Below are 20,348 nucleotides of genomic sequence, written 5' to 3'. Positions count from 1 at the left end.
AATTGCATCTCGTGAATTCGGCCCCGTCCTTAGCCTCCATCGGGCGAGCTGCCATGGCGGCGGACGGGCAGTAATGTTAAAAGTAGTGATTCGTTGACCGTTCACCTGGGTCGATCACTGCTGGACGCGCACCACGCGCAGGAATAGACGCGTTTTGAAGAAATCCACCGCAACCCCGCCCCCATTGCCCGTGCCGCTCTGGCGCCAGCAGTTGCACTACCGCCTCAAGGAAGGCGCACTGATCGCCATCGGCGCCCTGTGCCTGTACCTGTGGATGGCCCTGCTGACCTACGACACGTCCGATCCCGGCTTCAGCCACACCAGCGCCGCCGAGCAGGTGCAGAACGCCGCCGGCCGCGCCGGAGCGTACTTCGCCGACATAATGTTCATGGTCCTGGGCTTCTTCGCCTACATCTTCCCGTTGCTGCTGGCGATCAAGACCTGGCAGATCTTCCGTGAGCGCCACCAGCCGTGGCAATGGAGCGGCTGGCTGTTCTCGTGGCGGCTGATCGGCCTGGTGTTCCTGGTGCTGTCGGGCGCGGCGCTGGCACACATTCATTTCCACCCTCCGCAAAGCATGCCGTTTTCCGCCGGCGGTGCCCTGGGCGAAGGCCTGGGCGACCTGGCCAAGAGCCTGCTGAACGTACAGGGCAGCACCCTGGTATTCATTGCCTTGTTCCTGTTCGGCCTGACCGTGTTCACCGACCTGTCGTGGTTCAAGGTGATGGACATGACCGGCAAGATCACCCTCGACCTGCTCGAACTCGTGCAGGGCGCCGCCAGCCGCTGGTGGGCCGCGCGTGTCGAGCGCAAGCGCCTGGTGGCACAGCTGCGCGAGGTTGACGACTATGAAGCCCCCGCCCCGATGGCGGCCGAGAAGCGTGAGCAGGTCAAGGCTCGCGAGCGCATCACCGACCGCGATCCGCCAGTGGCCAAGCCCGTGAGCGAGCGGGTACAGCCGACGGTGCTCTCGGCAGCTCCCGCAGCGCCCACGCCCACGCCCACGCCCACGCCAGTATCGAGGCCGGCGCCGGTGATCATGCCGTCCGCCGCCAGCGTCCCAGAGCCAGCCAGACGCGTGGCCAAGGAAAAACCTGCGCATCAGTTTGTCGACAGCGCCGTCCAGGGCACGCTGCCTCCGATCTCGATCCTCGACCCTGCGGAGGCGAAGAAGGTCAACTACTCGCCAGAGTCCCTGGCTGGCGTGGGCAACCTGCTGGAAATCAAGCTCAAGGAGTTCGGCGTCGAAGTGTCGGTCGACTCCATCCATCCAGGACCGGTGATTACCCGCTACGAGATCCAGCCAGCGGCAGGGGTCAAGGTCAGCCGTATCTCCAACCTGGCCAAGGACCTGGCGCGTTCGCTGGCCGTGACCAGCGTGCGGGTGGTCGAGGTGATCCCGGGCAAGACCACCGTGGGGATCGAGATCCCCAACGAAGACCGCCAGATCGTGCGGTTCTCCGAGGTGCTGTCGTCGACCCAGTACGAAGAGGCCAAGTCGCCGGTCACCATGGCCCTGGGTCATGACATCGGTGGCAAGCCAGTGATCACCGACCTTGCCAAGATGCCGCACCTGCTGGTCGCCGGTACCACTGGTTCCGGTAAATCGGTGGGCGTCAACGCGATGATCCTGTCGATCCTGTTCAAGGCAGGGCCCGAAGACGCCAAGCTGATCATGATCGACCCGAAGATGCTCGAGCTGTCGATCTACGAGGGCATCCCGCACCTGCTGTGCCCGGTGGTCACCGACATGAAGGACGCCGCCAACGCCCTGCGCTGGAGCGTCGCCGAGATGGAACGGCGCTACAAGCTGATGGCGGCCATGGGCGTGCGTAACCTGGCCGGCTTCAACCGCAAGGTCAAGGACGCCGAGGAGGCGGGCGAGCCGATCTACGACCCGATGTTCAAGCGCGAAAGCATGGATGACGTGCCGCCGCTGCTGAAGACACTGCCGACCATCGTGGTGGTGGTCGACGAGTTTGCCGACATGATGATGATCGTCGGCAAGAAGGTCGAAGAGCTCATCGCACGTATCGCCCAGAAAGCGCGGGCCGCGGGTATCCACCTGATCCTCGCCACCCAGCGTCCGTCGGTCGACGTGATCACCGGCCTGATCAAGGCCAACATCCCGACCCGCATGGCGTTCCAGGTGTCGAGCAAGATCGACTCGCGGACCATCATCGACCAGGGTGGCGCCGAACAGTTGCTCGGGCACGGTGACATGCTCTACATGCCGCCGGGCACCAGCCTGCCGATTCGCGTCCACGGCGCCTTCGTCTCCGACGAAGAAGTGCACCGCGTGGTCGAGGCCTGGAAGCAGCGCGGCGCGCCGGACTACAACGACGACATCCTCAGCGGTGTCGAGGAAGCCGGCAGCGGCTTCGATGGCGGCAGCGGTGGCGGCGACGGCGATGATCCGGAAGCCGATGCCCTGTACGACGAAGCCGTGCAGTTCGTGCTCGAAAGCCGTCGCGCGTCCATTTCCGCGGTCCAGCGCAAGCTCAAGATCGGCTATAACCGCGCCGCGCGGATGATCGAGTCGATGGAGATGGCCGGCGTGGTCACCCCCATGAACAGCAACGGCTCGCGTGAAGTGATTGCCCCGGGCGGGCCGCGCGATTGATGATCAACCTGCCGGGCGCCGATGGCGGTGCCCGGCCCATTCACTGTTCAACGAGGATTTCCATGCGCGCGATTCGCATGCTGTTGGTTTCTGCCCTGGTCATGGCGCCCCTGGTGGGCCATGCCGATGAAAAAGACGTGGCGCGCCTGACCCAGCTGCTGGAGAAGTCGCAGACCATCACCGCCCGTTTCTCGCAACTTACCCTGGACGCCGGTGGCACGAGTCTGCAGGAAACCCAGGGGCAGATGTCGGTCAAGCGCCCAGGCCTGTTCTACTGGCACACCGATGCTCCCCAGGAGCAGGTAGTGGTGTCCGACGGCAAGATGGTCACCCTGTGGGACCCGGACCTTGAACAGGCCACCGTCAAGAAGCTCGATGCCCGTCTCAACCAGACGCCGGCGCTGCTGCTGTCTGGCGACGTGTCGAAGATCAGCGAGAGCTTCGACATTACTTCCAAGGAGCAGGGCAACGTCATGGACTTCACCTTGAAGCCCAAGACCAAGGACACCCTGTTCGACTCCCTGCGGGTGTCGTTCCGCAGTGGCCTGATCAACGACATGCAGTTGATCGATAGTGTCGGTCAGCGCACCAACATCCTGTTCAACGGGGTAAGGGCCAATGAGGCCATCCCGGCGAGCCAGTTCCAGTTCAAGGTTCCGGAAGGCGCGGACGTCATCCAGGAATAAGAGACCAGAGAGCCAGCCATGGACCTGTTTCGAAGCGAGCCTGTAGCCCAGCCCCTGGCCGCGCGCCTGCGCCCGGCCAACCTGGACGAGTACGTCGGCCAGGAGCACCTGCTGGCGCGGGGCAAGCCGCTGCGTGAAGCGCTGGAACAGGGCGCGCTGCACTCGATGATCTTCTGGGGACCGCCCGGGGTCGGCAAGACGACGCTGGCGCGGCTCCTGGCGCAGTTCTGCGACGCGCACTTCGAGACGGTCTCGGCGGTGCTGGCGGGGGTGAAGGAGATCCGTCAGGCGGTCGAGGTGGCCAGGCAGCAGGCCGCGCAATATGGCCGGCGCACCATCCTGTTCGTCGACGAAGTGCACCGTTTCAACAAGTCGCAACAGGATGCCTTCCTGCCCTTTGTCGAAGACGGCACGCTGATCTTCATCGGCGCCACCACCGAGAACCCCTCGTTCGAACTCAACAACGCCTTGCTGTCGCGGGCACGTGTCTACGTGCTCAAGAGCCTGGACGAGGCCGCCCTGCGCAAGCTGGTCGACCGCGCCCTCACCGAAGAGCGCGGCCTGGGCAAGCGCCAGCTGCGGATCGGTGACGACGCCTTCAGGATGCTCATGGCGGCCGCCGATGGTGATGGCCGGCGTATTCTCAATTTCCTCGAAAACGCTTCCGACCTGGCCGAGGACGGGGGCGAAATCGGCGTCGAGCTGCTGCAAAGCCTGCTCGGCGACAGCCGCCGGCGCTTCGACAAGGGCGGTGAGGCCTTCTACGACCAGATTTCGGCGCTGCACAAATCGGTGCGCGGCTCCAACCCCGACGGCGCGCTGTATTGGTACGCGCGCATGATCGATGGCGGCTGCGACCCGCTGTATATCGCCCGGCGCGTGGTGCGCATGGCCAGCGAAGACATCGGCAATGCCGACCCCCGGGCCCTGAGCCTGTGCCTGTCGGCGTGGGACGTGCAGGAGCGACTGGGCAGCCCCGAAGGTGAGCTGGCGGTAGCCCAGGCCATCATCTACCTGGCGTGCGCGCCAAAGAGCAACGCAGTGTACATGGGCTTCAAGACCGCCATGCGTGAAGCCGCCGAGCACGGCTCGCTCGAGGTGCCGCTGCACCTGCGCAATGCCCCGACCAAACTGATGAAACAGCTGGGCTATGGCGAGCAGTACCGCTATGCCCACGACGAACCTGACGCCTACGCCGCCGGCGAAGACTATTTTCCCGACCAGCTCGAACCGCGCCCTTACTACCAGCCGGTGCCGCGCGGCCTCGAGCTGAAGATCGGCGAGAAGCTGCGCCACCTCGCCGAACTGGACCGCAGCAGTCCCGTACGGCGCCGAAAACCATGATCGCACTGGTTGCGGCCGTCAGTGCCGGCGGCGTCGCGGGGACCTTGCTGCGCTTTGCTGCGGGTAATTGGGTCAGTGCCCACTGGCCACGGCACTTCTATCTCGCTACCCTTGGCGTCAACCTGGTTGGCTGCCTGATCATCGGCGTACTGTACGGGCTGTTTCTCAACCGTCCCGGGGTGCCGATGGAATTGCGCGCGGGCCTGATCGTCGGCTTTGTCGGCGGACTGACCACCTTTTCATCCTTTTCACTGGATACCGTGCGCCTGCTCGAAAGCGGGCAGGCGCCGCTGGCCTTCGGTTATGCTGCAGCCAGCGTATTGGGCGGGCTGCTAGCGACCTGGGCCGGCCTGTATCTGACCAAATTCTGAACCAACGAGAAAACGATATGCTCGATTCCAAACTGTTACGCGGCCAACTTCAGGAAGTGGCGGACCGCCTGGCCTCCCGTGGCTTCAGCCTGGATGTCGCGCGCATCGAATCCCTGGAAGAGCGCCGCAAGGCGGTGCAGACCCGTACCGAGCAACTGCAGGCCGAGCGTAACGCCCGTTCCAAGTCCATCGGCCAGGCCAAGGCCCGTGGCGAAGACATCGCTCCGCTGATGGCTGACGTCGAGCGCATGGCTGGGGAGCTGGCCAGTGGCAAGACCGAGCTGGACGGCATCCAGGCCGAGCTCGATGCGATCGTGCTGGGCATTCCGAACCTGCCGGACGCCAGCGTGCCCGTTGGCGCGGACGAAGACGCCAACGTCGAAGTGCGCCGCTGGGGCACCCCGCGCCAGTTCGATTTCGAGGTCAAGGACCATGTGGCCCTGGGCGAGCTCAGCGGCGGCCTGGACTTCGAGACCGCAGCCAAGCTCTCTGGCGCCCGCTTTGCCCTGCTGCGCGGCCCGATTGCCCGCCTGCACCGCGCCCTGGCACAGTTCATGATCAACCTGCACACCAGCGAGCACGGCTACGAGGAAACCTATACCCCGTACCTGGTCCAGGCCCCGGCCCTGCAGGGCACTGGCCAGCTGCCCAAGTTCGAGGAAGACCTGTTCAAGATCAGCCGCGAAGGCGAGGCTGACTTCTACCTGATCCCGACCGCCGAAGTGTCGCTGACCAACATCGTGGCTGGCGAGATCCTCGACGCCAAGCAACTGCCGATCAAGTTCGTCGCCCATACCCCCTGCTTCCGCAGCGAAGCCGGTGCATCGGGCCGCGACACCCGCGGCATGATCCGCCAGCACCAGTTCGACAAGGTCGAGATGGTGCAGATCGTCGCGCCCGACCAGTCGATGGAAGCCCTCGAAGGCCTTACCGCCAACGCCGAGCGCGTGCTGCAGGCCCTTGAGCTGCCGTACCGCGTGCTGTCCCTGTGTACCGGTGACATGGGCTTCAGCGCCGTCAAGACCTACGACCTCGAAGTGTGGGTGCCGAGCCAGGACAAGTTCCGCGAAATCTCGTCGTGCTCCAACTGCGGCGACTTCCAGGCCCGCCGCATGCAGGCTCGCTGGCGCAACCCTGAAACCGGCAAGCCGGAGCTGGTACATACCCTAAATGGCTCGGGGCTCGCGGTAGGCCGCACCCTGGTGGCGGTGCTGGAGAACTACCAGCAGGCCGACGGTTCGATCCGCGTGCCGGAGGTGCTCAAGCCGTACATGGGCGGCCTTGAGGTGATCCGCTAAATGGACTACCTGCCGCTGTTCCACAAGCTGCAGGGCAGCCGCGTGCTGGTTGTCGGCGGTGGTGAGATCGCCCTGCGCAAGGCGCGCTTGCTGGCCGACGCCGGCGCCGCGCTGCGCGTGGTCGCGCCCGAGGTGGAGGGTCAACTCTCGACGCTGGCCCGTGAGGGCGGTGGCGAGGTGCGGGTGCGCGGCTATCAGCTGCAGGACCTGGACGGGTGCAGGCTGGTGATTGCCGCCACCGATGACCCGGCACTGAACGCCCAGGTCTCCGCCGATGCCCAGCAGCGCAACCTGCCGGTCAATGTGGTGGATGCCCCCGCGCTGTGCACGGTGATCTTCCCGGCGATCGTCGACCGTTCGCCCCTGGTAGTCGCGGTGTCCAGTGGCGGCGACGCGCCGGTGCTGGCCCGCTTGATCCGTGCAAAGCTCGAGGCCTGGATTCCATCCGCCTATGGCGAACTGGCCGGCCTGGCCGCGCGGTTCCGCCACAAGGTCAAGGAGCTATACCCCGACGTCAACCAGCGCCGCGGTTTCTGGGAGGACGTGTTCCAGGGGCCGATCGCCGAACGCCAGCTGGCCGGCCAGGGCGCCGAAGCGGAACGCCTGCTGCAGGCCAAGGTCGATGGCGCGCCTGCCCAGCAAGGTGGCGAGGTGTATCTGGTCGGTGCCGGCCCGGGTGATCCGGACCTGCTCACTTTCCGAGCCTTGCGCCTGATGCAGCAGGCCGACGTGGTGCTTTACGACCGCTTGGTTGCACCGGCGATCATCGAGATGTGCCGGCGCGATGCCGAGCGGATCTATGTCGGCAAGCGCCGCTCCGACCACGCCGTGCCTCAAGAGCAGATCAACCGCCTGCTGGTGGATCTCGCCCGTCAGGGCAAGCGAGTGCTGCGCCTCAAAGGTGGCGACCCGTTCATCTTCGGCCGTGGCGGTGAAGAGATCGAAGAGCTGGCCGAGGAGGGAATTCCATTCCAGGTCGTGCCCGGGATTACCGCGGCCAGCGGCTGCTCCGCCTATGGCGGCATCCCGCTGACCCACCGCGACTATGCCCAGTCCGTGCGTTTCGTGACGGGCCACCTCAAGGATGGCACCAGCAACCTGCCTTGGCATGACCTGGTCGCACCTGCCCAGACTCTGGTGTTCTACATGGGCCTGGTGGGCTTGCCGACCATCTGCGCCGAACTGATTCGCCACGGCCGCGCCGCCAGTACCCCGGCAGCGCTGGTGCAACAAGGCACCACCCGCAACCAGCGGGTATTTACCGGCACCCTGGCCGACCTGCCAGACCTGGTGGGTCGCCACGAGGTGCATGCGCCGACGTTGGTGATCGTTGGCGAAGTGGTGCAGTTGCGCGAGAAGCTGGCGTGGTTCGAGGGGAGCCAGGGGGAGGTGTAGGTTTTCACGGGTGCTTGTCCTGGGATGTGCAGCGCCCACGAGATCGAGCGCCGCCTGTGCGGCGCTCGATTTGATGAACAATACACACCTACCGCGAACCCCATCTCGAGTACGCCATGAGTTCCAGCACGCCGCTGTCCGGAGTCAACCAACCACTGCGCGGTATCGCGCTGGTGGTAATGGCCACGTTCCTGTTTGCCAGCCACGATGCGTTGTCGAAGTTTCTCGGCGGTATCTACCCCGTGGTCATGGTGGTCTGGGCACGCTACGTAGTGCACACCTTGCTGATGGCCGGGATCTTCCTGCCCAAGGCTGGCCTGCACGTGCTGCGTACCAGACGCCCTGGTCTTCAGCTGGTGCGCGCCCTGAGCCTGCTCAGCACCAGTCTGCTGTTTACCTCAGGCCTGCAGTACCTGCCGCTGGCCGAGGCCACCGCGGTCAACTTCCTGGCTCCAGTGCTGGTCACGGCGCTGTCCGTGCCGCTGCTCAAGGAACACGTCACGGTAGGGCAGTGGGTGGCGGTGGTGCTGGGCTTCGCCGGTGTACTGGTGGTGGTGCACCCGGGTGGCGAGCTGTTCACCCCGGCGATCCTGTTTCCGTTTGGTTCGGCCATGGGGTTCTGCATCTACCAGATCCTGACCCGCAAGCTGGCGGCCCACGACAGCCCTACCACCAGCAACTTTCTCGCCGGGCTGTGCAATACCGTGGTGATGACCGCGCTGGTGCCGTTCTTCTGGCAGTTGCCGAGCCTGGAGCATGGTCTGCTGATGCTGGCCCTGGGGGGCTGCGGGATGACTGCACACCTGCTGCTCACCCAGGCCTTCCGCTTTGCAGCGCCAGCATTGCTGGCGCCGTTCGGCTATTGCCAGATTGTCTTTGCCGGGCTGCTGGGACTGCTGATCTTCGCCCAGGTGCCTGACAGCACCAGCCTGGTCGGCATCGCCATCATCTGCCTGAGCGGGCTGGGCGCGGCGTGGATGCAGCGGGGCAAGTAAGGCGTCCATTGCGCCCTGCCTCGTCCACCGCTTTGTTCGACCGCGCCTGCGGGTGGCCGAGTTCTTCCATTGCCAGGTGGTGGGTTTCCGGGGCGATGTAGGCGGCCAACGCGCAGATGCAGGTAATCAGGAACGCCAGGCTGCCGATCAGCACCGGGACGTTGTCTGACCCTGGCGGCGCAATAGTGGCGAACAGCGCGGGCAACATGGCGCTGATCATGCTGCCGCTGTTCTGGGCGATGGCCATGGCCGTGACGCGGTAGCGGGTCTGGAACAGCTCAGGATAGAAGCTGGGGAACACCGCGTTGTAGCCCTGGTAGGCCAGGCCCCACATCAATATCGAGGTGAGGACCGCCAGCGGCACGCTGTGGATGCTGATCGCGTACAGGTAGACAAAGGCCAGCAGGCCCGATCCCAGGCAGCCCGCGATCATGGTCGGGCGACGGCCGATCTTGTCCGACAGGTTGCCGACGAAGGGAATCACCAGCACCGCGACAATGTTGCCCACCACGGGGATCCACAGGTACACGCTCTTGTCGAAGCCGATCCCGTAGGCGGGCTGTACCGCGTACGCGGCGCCGAAGATGGTCGCGACCACCGGGATCACGTTCATCAGGGCCATGAACATCACCAGCACCATGCACTTCCAGCTATGCCGGAACGCCTCGCCAAGGGGCGACTTGGCAACTTTCTGCCGGTTCTCCTCCTGTACGAAGGCGGGCGTCTCGTGGACTTCGCGGCGGATGACGAAGCCGGCCACCAGGACCACGGCACTCAGCAGGAACGGCACGCGCCAGCCCCATTCGTGGAAGGCCTCGCTTGGCATGAAGTAGGCCAGTGGCAGGAACACCGCGGCGGCCATCACCTGGCCTGCCTGCACGCCCTGCAGGGTAAAGCTCGCGTAGTAGCCGCGCCGGCCGGCGGGCGCATGCTCCATGATCATCGAGCTGGCCCCGGCAATCTCCCCAGCCACTGCGAAACCCTGCACCAGTCGCAGGACCACCAGCAGTGCGGGCGCAAGGATGCCGATGTCCGCATAGGTTGGCAGCAGGCCCACGGCCATGGTCGAGAGGCCCATCAGGAACATGCACAGCAGCAAGACGTTCTTGCGCCCGCGGGTGTCACCCCAATGGCCCAGGACGACGGCGCCCACGGGACGTGCGAGATAGCCGACGCCGTAGGTGGCAAGGGAGGCAATGATGGCCATCTTGGGGTCGGTGTCAGGGAAGAAGATCTGCGGAAAGATCAGCGCTGCCGCCTGGGCATAGATGAAGAAGTCGTAGTACTCGAGCGCCGAGCCTATCCACCCGCTGGCGGTTGCTTTCTTGGCTTGGGAAATGGAACTGGCCATGTGCGGGTACCCGTATTGTTGAATTTATCATGTGGTGACGCTGGGCCTGCCTTCCCAGGAACTGCCCAATGACCGGAAGAAGGCAGTCAGGCACCGGTCGGTTGGCCTGCGATCGAGCGCAATGGTTGCGCATGGCTCAAAACAGGGTCAATTCACTAGAGAGCTAATGTTCGATAATCGAACATAAAAACTAACCGTTTCGTACACGTTATTGGGAGGGCGACTTTACCCGCGAATAATCGATCGTGCCAGACACTCCAGTTCTGAGGTGTGAGCTTCCCTGCGCCGCCTGGCTCACGGATAATCACTGACATTCCTATAAACAGCCTGTGAGTCGGTATGAGTGTTTCCCAAGAGGGGGCGCGCAAGTCGCGCAAGAACAACCCCGAGAAAACCCGCGAGGATATCCTCCAGGCCGCCATCACCGAGTTCGTCCAGCAAGGACTGGCAGGTGCCCGGGTGGATGCAATTGCCGAGCGCACCGCCACCTCCAAGCGCATGATCTACTACTACTTCGGCAGCAAGGAGCAGCTCTACGTCGAGGTACTGGTCAAGCTCTACGGAGATATCCGCCGCACCGAGCACAGCCTTGAGCTGGAGTCTCTGCCGGCGGAGCTGGCGATCCGCCGATTGGTCGAGTTCACCTTCGACCACCACGACAGCAACGTCGATTTCGTGCGCATCGTCAGCACCGAGAACATTCACTACGGCGAGTTCGTCAAGCAGTCTCCCGTGATCCGCGAGATGAGCAGCCAGGTGCTGGAAGCGCTGGGCCAGGTGTTGCGGCGCGGCGAGGAAGAGGGCGTGTTCCGCCCCGGCATCGAAGTGCTGGACGTGCACATGCTGATGAGCTCCTTCAGTTTCTACCGCGTGTCGAACCGCCACACCATCAGCGAGATCTTCCAGGTCGAGCTGTCGGATGAAGCGATCAAGGCCCGGCACAAGGAAATGCTGTGCGAGGCGGTGCTGCGGTATATCAAGGTGTAAAAAGTCTTCGTTTGGTGCAGGTCATTCCATCCTGTGGGAGCGGCCTCGTGCCGCGATCGGCCGCACAGCGGCCGTAAATCCTGCTGCTTCGATTTGCCTGATAGCCCGTGGATACAGGCTTACCGCCGCTGCGCGTCCGATCGCCTGGGAGATCCGGGCGATTACCGCGCGGACTCCATAGGCGCTGGCACCGTCGGGCAGACCTTGCGGCCACCCACAGCGGCCTGGCTGATCATCAACGCCAGCCGCCTGACATTGTCCTGCTGCGCCATCACCACGTCATCGATGCTAGCGCCAGCGCGGGTCTGCAGTGTGCTGCGGCAGGTCAGCGTGCCGCTGGCATCCCTGGAGCGCAGGCGCCACTTGGCGTCCATCAAGGCGTATTGCCCAGGAATTGAATCAAAGCGCTGCACGTCCAGGCGCAGCGACAATCCCTGGCCAGGCCGGGTATTGCTCAATTGATCGACCAGAGCGCTGCGCAGCTCGTCGACAAGGCTCGCGCCCCACCACTGTGTCTCCAGGATCGCCAGGCCGCTGTTGCCCTGGCGGATGACGATCTGCGGGCGGTCGACCTGGGGTGGCACGCTGATACTCTCGATCTGGATCTCACTGCCCGCCGATGGCGACGCGGGACCCGGTTGGGCAGGGGTCAGGGTGTGGAACTGGATCGGATCGCTGCGGCAGGCGCCGAGAGACAGCAGCGCAATGAACATCGACAACTTCTGCACGCGGGTCATGGCAATGCTCCAAGGGTCAGTTGCGCGGCGGCGCCTGCAAGTCGATCGGCTCGGCGTTTTCCGGGCGGCCACGGATCAGCGATTCGGGGTGGCGGCCGAGGTAGTCCGAGAGCTCACGCAGTGAGCGCGACATGCGCCCCAGCTCGTCGAGGGTGCGCCCGAGCTGCTCGCGTTGGGGTGAGTCCTCGGCCAGGGTCGACGTGGCCGACTGCAGGGTCTTGCGCACGTCCCCAAGCGTGCTCTGAACACCGGGCAATGTCTTGGCGTTGAACTGTGCCAGGCCCTTGCGCAGCTCGACGAGGTTACTGTCCAGGTTGCCGGCGATGCGCTCGATCGGCAGCTTGTTGAGCTTGTCGACCACGGCCTGCAGCTGCTCTTGCAATAGCTCGAGGCTGCCCGGCACGGTGGGAATGGCGAACGGCCTGGCATCCGCGTCGAAGACGGCTTTGGGGGCCTTGGGGAAGAAGTCCAGGGCAATGTAGAGCTGGCCAGTGAGCAGATTGCCGCTGCGGGCCTGGGCGCGCAGGCCATTGTCCACGAAGGTGGCCAGCAGGCGGCCGGTGGCGGCTTCGTCCGAAGGGTCGTGCTTGAGTGCCTTGAGCAGCTTCACGTGGGCCTGGCCCAGGCGCTGCGGGTAGATCAGGATGCCGACATTCACCGGGAAGCTGCGGGTGCGCTCATCGAAGTCCAGGTTGACCGAGACCACACGGCCCATCTCGATACCGAGGAACTCCACCGGTGCGCCCACCTTGAGCCCGCGCATGGCCTGGTCGAAGCGCAGCCGCAGGTACTGCGCCTTGCCAGCCGGCGGCGCCAGCGCGCCTTGCTGATCGGCGAACAGCTCGAAACGTTGGTTTTCAGCTGCGGCGGTGTCCTCCGGGCTGTAGTCCGGGGCGCGGAAGGCAATACCGCCGACCAGCATCGAGGACAGCGATTCGGTGCGTACCGCAAAGCCATTGGCGCCCACTTCCACCTCGATTCCGCTGGCGTTCCAGAACCGGCTGTTCTGGGTGACGAAGGCATCGTTCGGAGCATGGATGAACACCTCGACATCGACGCCGTTGCCGTCGGCACTCAAGGCATAGGCGACCACTTGCCCTACCGGGATCCTGCGGTAGTACACCGGTGAGCCGATATCCAGCGAGCCCAGGTCCTGGGTGTGCAGGAAAAAATGCTTGCCTGGCTCGCCGTAGGTGATCGGCGGCGGGTTCTCCAGCCCCGTGAAGCGCCGGACGCGATTCTCGGACTGGCCGATGTCGGCGCCGATGTAGTCACCCGAGAGGAGGGTATCGATGCCCGACACACCGCCAGCGCCGATGCGCGGGCGCACCACCCAGAACTTGGAGTCCTTGCGGGTGAAGCCCTCAGCCTGCTTGTCCAGCTTGACCGTGGCGTTGACACTGCGCTGGTCATCGCTCAGGGCTACCTCGGTGACGTGGCCGATCACCACGTTGCGGTAGCGCACTTCGGTCTTGTTGGCGGTCAGGCCCGCGCCGGTCTTGAACGTCAGGGTAATGGTCGGGCCTTCCTGCAATGCGTTGTGCACCACCAGCGATAGTCCCACCAGCACCGCGACGATCGGCACGATCCACACCAGTGAGATATTGAAACGGCGTGTGCGAACCTTGGCCTCGCCGGGTGGGGACGGTTGCTCAGTGGCTACGGGCGGCATCCGGGTGCTCCTTGGAAGGTGGGGAATCCCAGATCAGCCGCGGGTCGAAGCTCATCGCCGAGAGCATGGTAAAGACCACGACCAGGCCGAAGAACAGGATGCCCACCCGCGGCTCGATATCGCCCAGGGCCTTGAACTTCACCAGGGCGGCGACCAGCGCGACCACCAGCACGTCGAGCATCGACCAGTATCCGATCAGCTCGACGAAGCGGTACAGCTTCGCGCGCTCAGGGCGGGCCCAGGCACTGCCCCGTTGCACGGTGATCAGCAGCAGCGACAGCACCACGAACTTCACTCCAGGCACCGCGATGCTGGCAATGAAGATGATCAGGGCAATGTCCCAGGCCCCATGCTGCCAGAATTCGATCACACCGCTCATGATGGTGCTGTCGGCGCCACTGCCGAGCATCACGGTGTTCATCACCGGCAGCAGGTTGGCGGGGACGTAGAACGCCAGGGCCGCGAGCAGGTAGGCCCAGGTGCGGTTGAGCGAATCAGGCTTGCGCCGGTGCAGCGGTGCGTCGCACCGGGGGCAGTGACTGGGCTCCCCGGTCATGTCGCAGGCCAGCCCGCAGCTGTGACACAGGCACAGGCCCAGCTCGCCAGCGGTCGGCGGCCGGGTCACAGGACCTCCCACAGATCGCGGACATCACGCCCTGCGATGCGAATCAGCAGCAGGCTGAGCACCGCCAGGGCGAGCAAGCCGATGCCCGGCAGCACATCGAGCATCCCGGCCAGCTTGAACACCGCCACCAGCGCGCCAAGCAGGCACACCTCCAGCATGCTCCACGGCCGCAAGGTTTCCAGCCAGCGCATGCACAGGGTAAAGCCCGGTGAACGCCGGGCGGCGAGGGCGAAGCCCAGTACCCAGATCAACAGCACCAGCTGGAAAGCCGGAGCGATGATGATCGAGATTGCAGCGACCATGGCGATGAACGTGATCGGCCCCTGGCTGAGCGCCAACACCGAGTCCCACAGCGTCGCGCTGTTTTTCAGGCCCTTCAGGCTGATGCTCATCACAGGATAGAAGTTGGCGAACAGCCAGAACACCGCCGCCGCGCAGCTCAGCGCCAGGCGCTGCTGGGTGGTGAGGCCGCTATAGCGCTGCAGCACCGCGCCGCAGCGCAGGCAGAGGGTTTTCTGATGCCGCGCGAGCGTCACGCTCTGGTAAACGCAGTCGCAGTGCTCGCAGATGATCAATCGCTCAGGGGTATCCATGGAGCGCGCTCGACTGGAGACGGGAATGGCCTCACTGAATATAGAAGTGTGTGGTGAATAGGCAAGTTGCGCAGGGGCGAGTACGGCGTCCTTCCCAACCACCGCAACGGCCCGTCCAAGCAACTCTCGGCAAATTCCTGGGCGCGGTAGCTCGGACGGGCTGACTCAGTGGGGCAGCGGCGCCTGCTTGCGCGCTGCGGCCTTGATGCAGCCGTAGCGGATTTCACGCGAGGGGCTGTGGCCATAGAACGAGGCATAGCACTTGCTGAAGTGGCTGGCCGAGACGAAGCCGCAGGCCACCGCGACATCCAGGATCGGCAGGTCGGAGTACTGCAGCAGGCGTCTGCTCTCGGTAATGCGCAGTTCCAGGTAATAGCGCACCGGGGTGATTTGCAACTGCAGCTGGAACAGCCGGCCGATCTGCCTTTTCGAACGCCCCACGTAAGAGGCAAGCTGGTCCTGGTTCAGGGGCTCTTCAAGATTTGCGCCCATCAGCTTGATCGCTTCGCGCAGCGGCTCGCTGATGTTGGCTTGCACCGTCGGCTGTACCCGGCGATAGCGCGTTACCTCGAAGGCCAGGATATTGACCACCGCTTCCACAAGCTCCGCGCCATGGCCCTTGCCGATCCACTCCAGCACCATGTTGAACGCCCCGGCGGGACTGGCGGCGGTCAGGCGGTCGCGGTCGACCACGAAGCTTTCGCTTGATACCTGGCTCGCACTGGCGATCTCCGCCACCGCTGCGCGGTGCTCGGGGTGTACCGCGCAGCGGTAGCCGTCCAGCAAGCCCGCCTGGCCCAGAAACCACGCACCATTCCACAGGCCCGCCAGGGTCACGCCTTTTTTCGCCGCCGCTTGCAGGCAATGACTCAACTCGGCGTTGGCGCGCAGTGTCGTACGCAAGCCAGCGCAGACCACCAGCAGGTCCAGTGCTTCGAACTGGCCGGGTTCCAGCACGCCATCCGGGCAGATAACCAGGCCCAGGTCGCTCGTGACCGAGGTGCCGTTGACGGTGAAAGTCGTGGTCGCGAACGCGCCCGGCTGGATCAGGTTGGCGGTGACCAAGGTGTCCAGCGCCTGGGTGAAGGCGGGCAGGGAGAAATGCTCCAGCAGCAGAAAGCCGATCCGTGCCTGGTGATGCCGAGCGCCAGGCTGAGGCTCGATGAAGCGCTGGTTTTGCCCCTTGAGGGCAGTGCTGAATGACCGTCGCAAGACCACGGGTTGCTTACTCGCATGCAGATGGCAACGAAACGCCTGCGCGCTTTTGTCGCGCCAGGCCCAGATTTCGCAGCAGGCTCGCATGGGTTCCGAAAGCAGTCAATTGGATTTGTATTCTTTGTGTATACATAATTTTTTCAGGGACAATCAGCACATTGAATGTCGCGTATGGACCACAAATGTCCGCTAGCGCCGCTCATCGAGAAAGCTGTAGACACATTGTCTTATGCTCCAATATAGTCGTTATACAAATTGTAGACACAGACCCATGACAACGAAAAAGGCTGCTATGAAAGCCATCGCTGATGTCCAACAAATCACCGTCGAACCGCCCGTGGACCGCAAGGGCGTACTGGCCGAGGCCCTGCGCCGGCGCATCCTGAGCATGGAGATGGCGCCAGGCTCGGTGGTCGATGAGCTTGCCCTGTGCGACGAGTTCGGCCTGTCGCGGCCGCCCGTTCGCGAGTTGCTGCGCCAGATCGCAGCTGAAGGCTACATTGAGCTCGAGGCCAACCGCGCACCGCGCGTCGCGGCCATGAACCATGAATCGCTGCACAGCTTCTTCCTGGCTGCACCGCTGATCTACGTCGCCACTACCCAGCTGGCCGCGACCCACGCCACCGGCAGCGAAATCGAAGTGCTCAAGGGCATCCAGGCGCTGTTCCGCCAGGCGATGGAAGAGCGCGACGTCGAGATGCGCGTGCTTTACAACGACGCCTTCCATCTCGAGATCGGCAAGATGGCGCACAACGATTACCTCATGCCCAGCCTGCGTCGATTGCTCATCGACCATACCCGCCTGGGCAAGATCTTCTACCGCCACCCCACCACCGACGACATGCAGCGCGACCTTGAGCTTGCCTGCGACCAACATGACCAGATGATCGAAGCGATCGAGCGGCGCGATCCGCAGACCGCCGGGCAACTGGTGCGGGCGCACTTTGAATTGTCACGTCGACGCATGGCCGAATACGCGGCACCGGAAGGGATGGAAGTAGCACTGCACTATTGAAGATTCATATGCACCCCGCACTTGTAGAAAGGGCAGGGCAGGAACCGATGCTCGAACGCTAACAACAATATCCAGGTTCAAGAAATGACAAAAATAACCTCGTTGCCGGCCGATGATAAAACCTGTGGCTGGTACCACCTGAGCAAAGGCCGTCAGCCAAAGGCGCCGCACAGTGGCAACAGCAGCGCCCGCTGGGTGATCATCGGTGCCGGCTATACCGGCCTTGCCGCCGCTCGCCAGCTGGCCAGCCACTTCCCGGACCAGCAGATACTGCTGGTGGAAGCCCAGGAGGTCGGTTACGGCACCGCCGGCCGCAATGCGGGGTTCGCCATCGACCTGCCACATGATATCGGCGCCGAGGACTATATCGGCGACATCGGCATTGCCAGGACCACGCTCAAGCTCAACCTCAGTGGCCAGTCATTTCTCAAGGAACTGGTCGAGCGCTACAGCATCGACTGCCAGATGAAGCACTGCGGCAAGTACCAGGCTGCTGTCGAGGGTCGCGGCATCGCGGTGCTCGAAGCCTATCGCCGCGGTCTGGACAAGCTGGACCAGCCTTACCAGATGATCGAGGGCGATGACCTGCCCGGGCACATCGGCACGGGCTTCTATCGCAAGGCACTGTTCACGCCTGGCACTTCTCTGGTGCAGCCCTCGGCGCTGGTCAAGGGCCTGGCCGACAGCCTGCCGTCCAACGTGACCCTTTACGAAAACACTCCGATCACCGATGTGGAGTACGGCACCAAGACCGTGCTGCGCCACGCCAACGGCTCGATCACCGCCGACAAGCTGCTCCTTTGCAACAACGCGTTCGGTACCCATTTCGGCTTCCTCAAGGGCCGCATGCTCCCGGTCTTCACCTACGCCAGCCTGACCCGTCAGATGACCGTGGAAGAGCAGACTCAGCTTGGCGGCAAACCCTACTGGGGCGTGATCCCGGCCGATCCGTTCGGCACTACCGTACGGCGCACCCCCGACAATCGGCTGCTGATCCGCAACAGCTTCAGCTTCAACCCTGACGGGCGCAGCAATCCCAAGTACCTCGAGCGCTTCGCGAGTCGCCACCGCGCTTCATTCGAGCGACGCTTCCCGATGTTGCCGCAACTTCAATTCGAATATACCTGGGGTGGCGCACTTGCATTGTCGCGTAATCACCTCGGTTATTTCGGCGAGTTGGCCAACAACGTTTATGGCGCGTTGTGCTGCAATGGCCTGGGTATTACCCGTGGCACGGCCACGGGCAAGTTGCTCGCCGATTGGCTGGCCGGACAACGCAGCGAACTCATCGACTTTGTGCTCGACTCACCGGGTCCTTGCGCGAATCCACCGGCGCCCCTGGTTTCACTAGGCGTCAACATGAACCTGAAATGGGGGCAATACCGGGCGGGGCAGGAAAGTTGAAGGACAGGTTTCATATTAGAGGGAGTTGATACAACGCTGGGCATTGACTGGCCAGCCTGCGCACCTTATTGCTTGTAATTCACTGATCGGCATGACGCTGGGTCAACCGGACTGAACTTCGTTTTCAGTGCCGCGGACTCGCTCGGCCTCAGATCAGCGCGGCTTTCAGTATTGGCAGGAGAAAACAATGACAAATCCAAATGTTTCCGTTGAAGACGTACCGCTCAATCGCTTCCACCAGCTTCTCACCGTGCGTTCCGGTGGTGGCTCTTTCGTGGATGGTTACGTGCTGAGCATCATTGGCGTGGCCATGGTGCAGATGTCCGCTGGCCTGAACCTGACCAGCTTCTGGCAGGGCATGATCGCCGCCTCGGCGCTGATCGGCATTTTCTTTGGCGGCTTTCTGGGCGGCTGGCTGACCGACCGTTTTGGCCGCAAGCTGATCTTCTTCGTAGGGCCTGCGCTGTTCATGCTTGGCTCAGTAACCCAATACTGGGTCGAGTCCGGGGTCACGTTGTTTCTCTTGCGGTTCCTGATCGGCATCGCGGTGGGCATCGAGTACCCGGTCGCCACCTCGTTGCTGGTCGAGTTCCTGCCAAAGAAAAACCGTGGGCCGCGGCTGGCCGCCCTGACCATTCTCTGGTTCGCCGGTGCGGCATTTGCCTACATCATCGGTGACTACCTGCTGCGCAATGGCGGAGAAGAGGCCTGGCGGCTGGTGCTGGCCAGCCCTGTCGTCATTGGCGCCGTGCTGCTTCTCCTGCGCGTCGGCACCCCGGAATCGCCTCGCTGGCTGCTGAGCAAAGGCCGCGTGGCCGACGCCGAGGCCGTCATCAAGTCCGTCTATGGCAAAGCCTTCTCGCTGCGCAACCTACCCGAAGAGCCCGAGGTCAAGCGCCTGTCCTTCCTCAGCCTGCTGCATTCCGGGTATGGCAAGCGCATGCTCTTCGTCACCATGTTCTGGACCTGCTCGGTCATCCCCGTGTTTGCCGTATACGCCTTCGCGCCCAAGGTGCTGGCCGCGTTGAATCTCAAGGGCGACTGGGCCTCGTTCGGGTCGGTAGCGATCACGCTGCTGTTCGTGGTCGGCTGCATTGTTGCCACCCGCCTGATCAATACCTTGGGCCGGCGCAGCATGCTGATCTACAGCTTCTTCTGGTCTGGCCTGGCGCTGCTGGGCCTGGGCACGTTCCACGCCGGTTCCGAGGTGGTGGTACTGGGCCTGTTCGGAGCCTATGCACTGTTTATCGGCGGCGCCCAGGTGCTCCAGCTGGTCTACCCCAACGAACTGTTCCCCACCGAGATCCGCGCATGCGCCGTGGGCGTTGGCACCTCGATGTCGCGCATTGGCGCCGCCGTCGGTACCTGGCTGGTACCCATGGCGCTGGATAGCTACGGCATCGCTTTCACCATGTACGCCGCGGCCATCGTGACCCTGGTCGGGCTGGCGTTCGCCTTTGTGCTGGCCCCCGAAACCCGTTCGCTCAACCTGCAGCAGGCAGCTTCCCTTGCCTGATGTGCAATTGCCGCGGGGCAACTGAGCCTGCGCGGCCCGCATCCATGAATTGGTACACAAGGAGCATCCATCGTGAAATTTGAAGGCATCTACACCCCGGCGATCACCCCACTGGGCGCCGACGGCAGCATCGACAAGGCAGCCTTTGCCGAGGTCCTGGACTACCTGGTCGAGTCCGGTATCCATGGCGTGATCATCGGCGGCTCCACCGGCGAGTACTACGCCCACACGACTCAAGAGCGCCTCGACCTCGCCGCCCAGGCGAAGGATGTGTTGAACGGCCGCCTGCCGCTGATCGTCGGCACCGGTGGCATCCGCACCGAAGACGCCGTTGCCTTCGCCAGGCACGCCAGGGAAATCAACGCCGATGCGCTGCTGGTCGGCACCCCGCCGTACGCGCTGCCGACCCAGCAGGAAATCGCCATCCACGTCAAAGCCGTGGACCAGGCCGCCGGCCTGCCGATCATGCTCTACAACTACCCCGGCCGCATGGGCGTGAGCATGGGCGAGGAATTCTTCGA

18 protein-coding genes are annotated in these 20,348 nt (G+C 63.8%); 12 read left to right on the top strand and 6 right to left on the bottom strand.

All coding sequences use genetic code 11. From position 1 onward, the window contains the following. Nucleotides 1-154 precede the first annotated feature (154 nt). The 7 genes from AC0ZZU_RS16395 (at nt 155) to AC0ZZU_RS16365 (ending at nt 8,712) form a co-directional block, all read left to right on the top strand. Nucleotides 155-2,623 carry a DNA translocase FtsK gene (locus AC0ZZU_RS16395; protein ID WP_476342102.1) on the top strand — a complete coding sequence of 823 codons (2,469 nt, stop codon included), beginning with the start codon at nt 155-157 and terminating at the stop codon, nt 2,621-2,623. Between the two features lie 62 nt (nt 2,624-2,685). Next, the gene (lolA, locus tag AC0ZZU_RS16390) at nt 2,686-3,309 is read left to right on the top strand and encodes an outer membrane lipoprotein periplasmic chaperone LolA (RefSeq protein WP_476342101.1); all 624 of its coding nucleotides are present in this window, start codon (nt 2,686-2,688) and stop codon (nt 3,307-3,309) included. Nucleotides 3,310-3,327: 18 nt separating this feature from the next. Beyond that, nucleotides 3,328-4,653 (top strand): replication-associated recombination protein A, encoded by a 1,326-nt coding sequence (locus AC0ZZU_RS16385; RefSeq protein ID WP_476342100.1) that lies wholly within the window; start codon nt 3,328-3,330, stop codon nt 4,651-4,653. After that, nucleotides 4,650-5,024, top strand: a complete 375-nt coding sequence (gene crcB / locus AC0ZZU_RS16380; RefSeq protein WP_476342098.1) for a fluoride efflux transporter CrcB — start codon at nt 4,650-4,652, stop codon at nt 5,022-5,024. Before AC0ZZU_RS16385 ends, crcB begins: the two co-directional genes overlap by 4 nt. A gap of 17 nt (nt 5,025-5,041) precedes the next feature. Then, a complete protein-coding gene (gene serS, locus AC0ZZU_RS16375; protein ID WP_476342097.1) occupies nt 5,042-6,322 on the top strand; it encodes a serine--tRNA ligase in 1,281 nt (426 codons plus the stop codon). Continuing rightward, on the top strand, nt 6,323-7,717 hold the full coding sequence (gene cysG, locus AC0ZZU_RS16370; protein ID WP_476342096.1) for a siroheme synthase CysG: 1,395 nt from the start codon (nt 6,323-6,325) through the stop codon (nt 7,715-7,717). A 116-nt stretch (nt 7,718-7,833) separates the two neighbouring features. Beyond that, complete coding sequence (locus AC0ZZU_RS16365; protein WP_476342095.1) at nt 7,834-8,712, top strand: DMT family transporter; 879 nt, start codon at nt 7,834-7,836, stop codon at nt 8,710-8,712. Here AC0ZZU_RS16365 and AC0ZZU_RS16360 read toward each other — a convergent pair. Then, the gene (locus AC0ZZU_RS16360; RefSeq protein ID WP_476342094.1) at nt 8,663-10,063 is read right to left on the bottom strand and encodes an MFS transporter; all 1,401 of its coding nucleotides are present in this window, start codon (nt 10,061-10,063) and stop codon (nt 8,663-8,665) included. The genes AC0ZZU_RS16365 and AC0ZZU_RS16360 overlap by 50 nt on opposite strands. Before the next feature lie 339 nt (nt 10,064-10,402). Between AC0ZZU_RS16360 and AC0ZZU_RS16355 the strand changes: the two genes are divergently transcribed. After that, nucleotides 10,403-11,050 (top strand): TetR/AcrR family transcriptional regulator, encoded by a 648-nt coding sequence (locus AC0ZZU_RS16355; protein WP_476342093.1) that lies wholly within the window; start codon nt 10,403-10,405, stop codon nt 11,048-11,050. Nucleotides 11,051-11,211: 161 nt separating this feature from the next. On the opposite strand, the gene AC0ZZU_RS16350 is transcribed toward AC0ZZU_RS16355, so the two are convergent. The 5 genes from AC0ZZU_RS16350 to AC0ZZU_RS16330 all read right to left on the bottom strand — a co-directional run bounded on the left by AC0ZZU_RS16350 (nt 11,212) and on the right by AC0ZZU_RS16330 (nt 15,895). Beyond that, nucleotides 11,212-11,787 (bottom strand): PqiC family protein, encoded by a 576-nt coding sequence (locus tag AC0ZZU_RS16350; protein WP_476342092.1) that lies wholly within the window; start codon nt 11,785-11,787, stop codon nt 11,212-11,214. Between the two features lie 16 nt (nt 11,788-11,803). Continuing rightward, nucleotides 11,804-13,459: a PqiB family protein gene (locus AC0ZZU_RS16345; RefSeq protein WP_476342091.1), complete on the bottom strand. Its 1,656-nt coding sequence runs from the start codon at nt 13,457-13,459 to the stop codon at nt 11,804-11,806. After that, nucleotides 13,440-14,084: a paraquat-inducible protein A gene (locus AC0ZZU_RS16340; RefSeq protein ID WP_476342090.1), complete on the bottom strand. Its 645-nt coding sequence runs from the start codon at nt 14,082-14,084 to the stop codon at nt 13,440-13,442. The genes AC0ZZU_RS16345 and AC0ZZU_RS16340 overlap by 20 nt, the downstream gene beginning before the upstream one ends. Continuing rightward, entirely contained in the window at nt 14,081-14,677 is a 597-nt protein-coding gene (locus AC0ZZU_RS16335; RefSeq protein WP_476342088.1) for a paraquat-inducible protein A, read from the bottom strand. Before AC0ZZU_RS16335 ends, AC0ZZU_RS16340 begins: the two co-directional genes overlap by 4 nt. Before the next feature lie 165 nt (nt 14,678-14,842). Further along, the gene (locus AC0ZZU_RS16330) at nt 14,843-15,895 is read right to left on the bottom strand and encodes a GlxA family transcriptional regulator (RefSeq protein WP_476342360.1); all 1,053 of its coding nucleotides are present in this window, start codon (nt 15,893-15,895) and stop codon (nt 14,843-14,845) included. A gap of 289 nt (nt 15,896-16,184) precedes the next feature. Here AC0ZZU_RS16330 and AC0ZZU_RS16325 point away from each other — a divergent pair, with 289 nt between their 5' ends. The 4 genes from AC0ZZU_RS16325 to AC0ZZU_RS16310 all read left to right on the top strand — a co-directional run. Further along, on the top strand, nt 16,185-16,907 hold the full coding sequence (locus AC0ZZU_RS16325; protein ID WP_476342087.1) for a GntR family transcriptional regulator: 723 nt from the start codon (nt 16,185-16,187) through the stop codon (nt 16,905-16,907). Nucleotides 16,908-16,991: 84 nt separating this feature from the next. Continuing rightward, entirely contained in the window at nt 16,992-18,311 is a 1,320-nt protein-coding gene (locus AC0ZZU_RS16320) for an NAD(P)/FAD-dependent oxidoreductase (protein WP_476342085.1), read from the top strand. Nucleotides 18,312-18,498: 187 nt separating this feature from the next. Continuing rightward, the gene (locus tag AC0ZZU_RS16315; RefSeq protein ID WP_476342084.1) at nt 18,499-19,827 is read left to right on the top strand and encodes an MFS transporter; all 1,329 of its coding nucleotides are present in this window, start codon (nt 18,499-18,501) and stop codon (nt 19,825-19,827) included. 72 nt (nt 19,828-19,899) lie between these two features. Further along, a partial coding sequence (locus tag AC0ZZU_RS16310) for a dihydrodipicolinate synthase family protein (RefSeq protein ID WP_476342082.1) occupies nt 19,900-20,348 on the top strand: 449 nt, incomplete at its 3' end.

This window comes from Pseudomonas sp. JE3303 (genome assembly GCF_056312565.1).
This window is presented reverse-complemented; position numbering and strand designations above follow the sequence as displayed.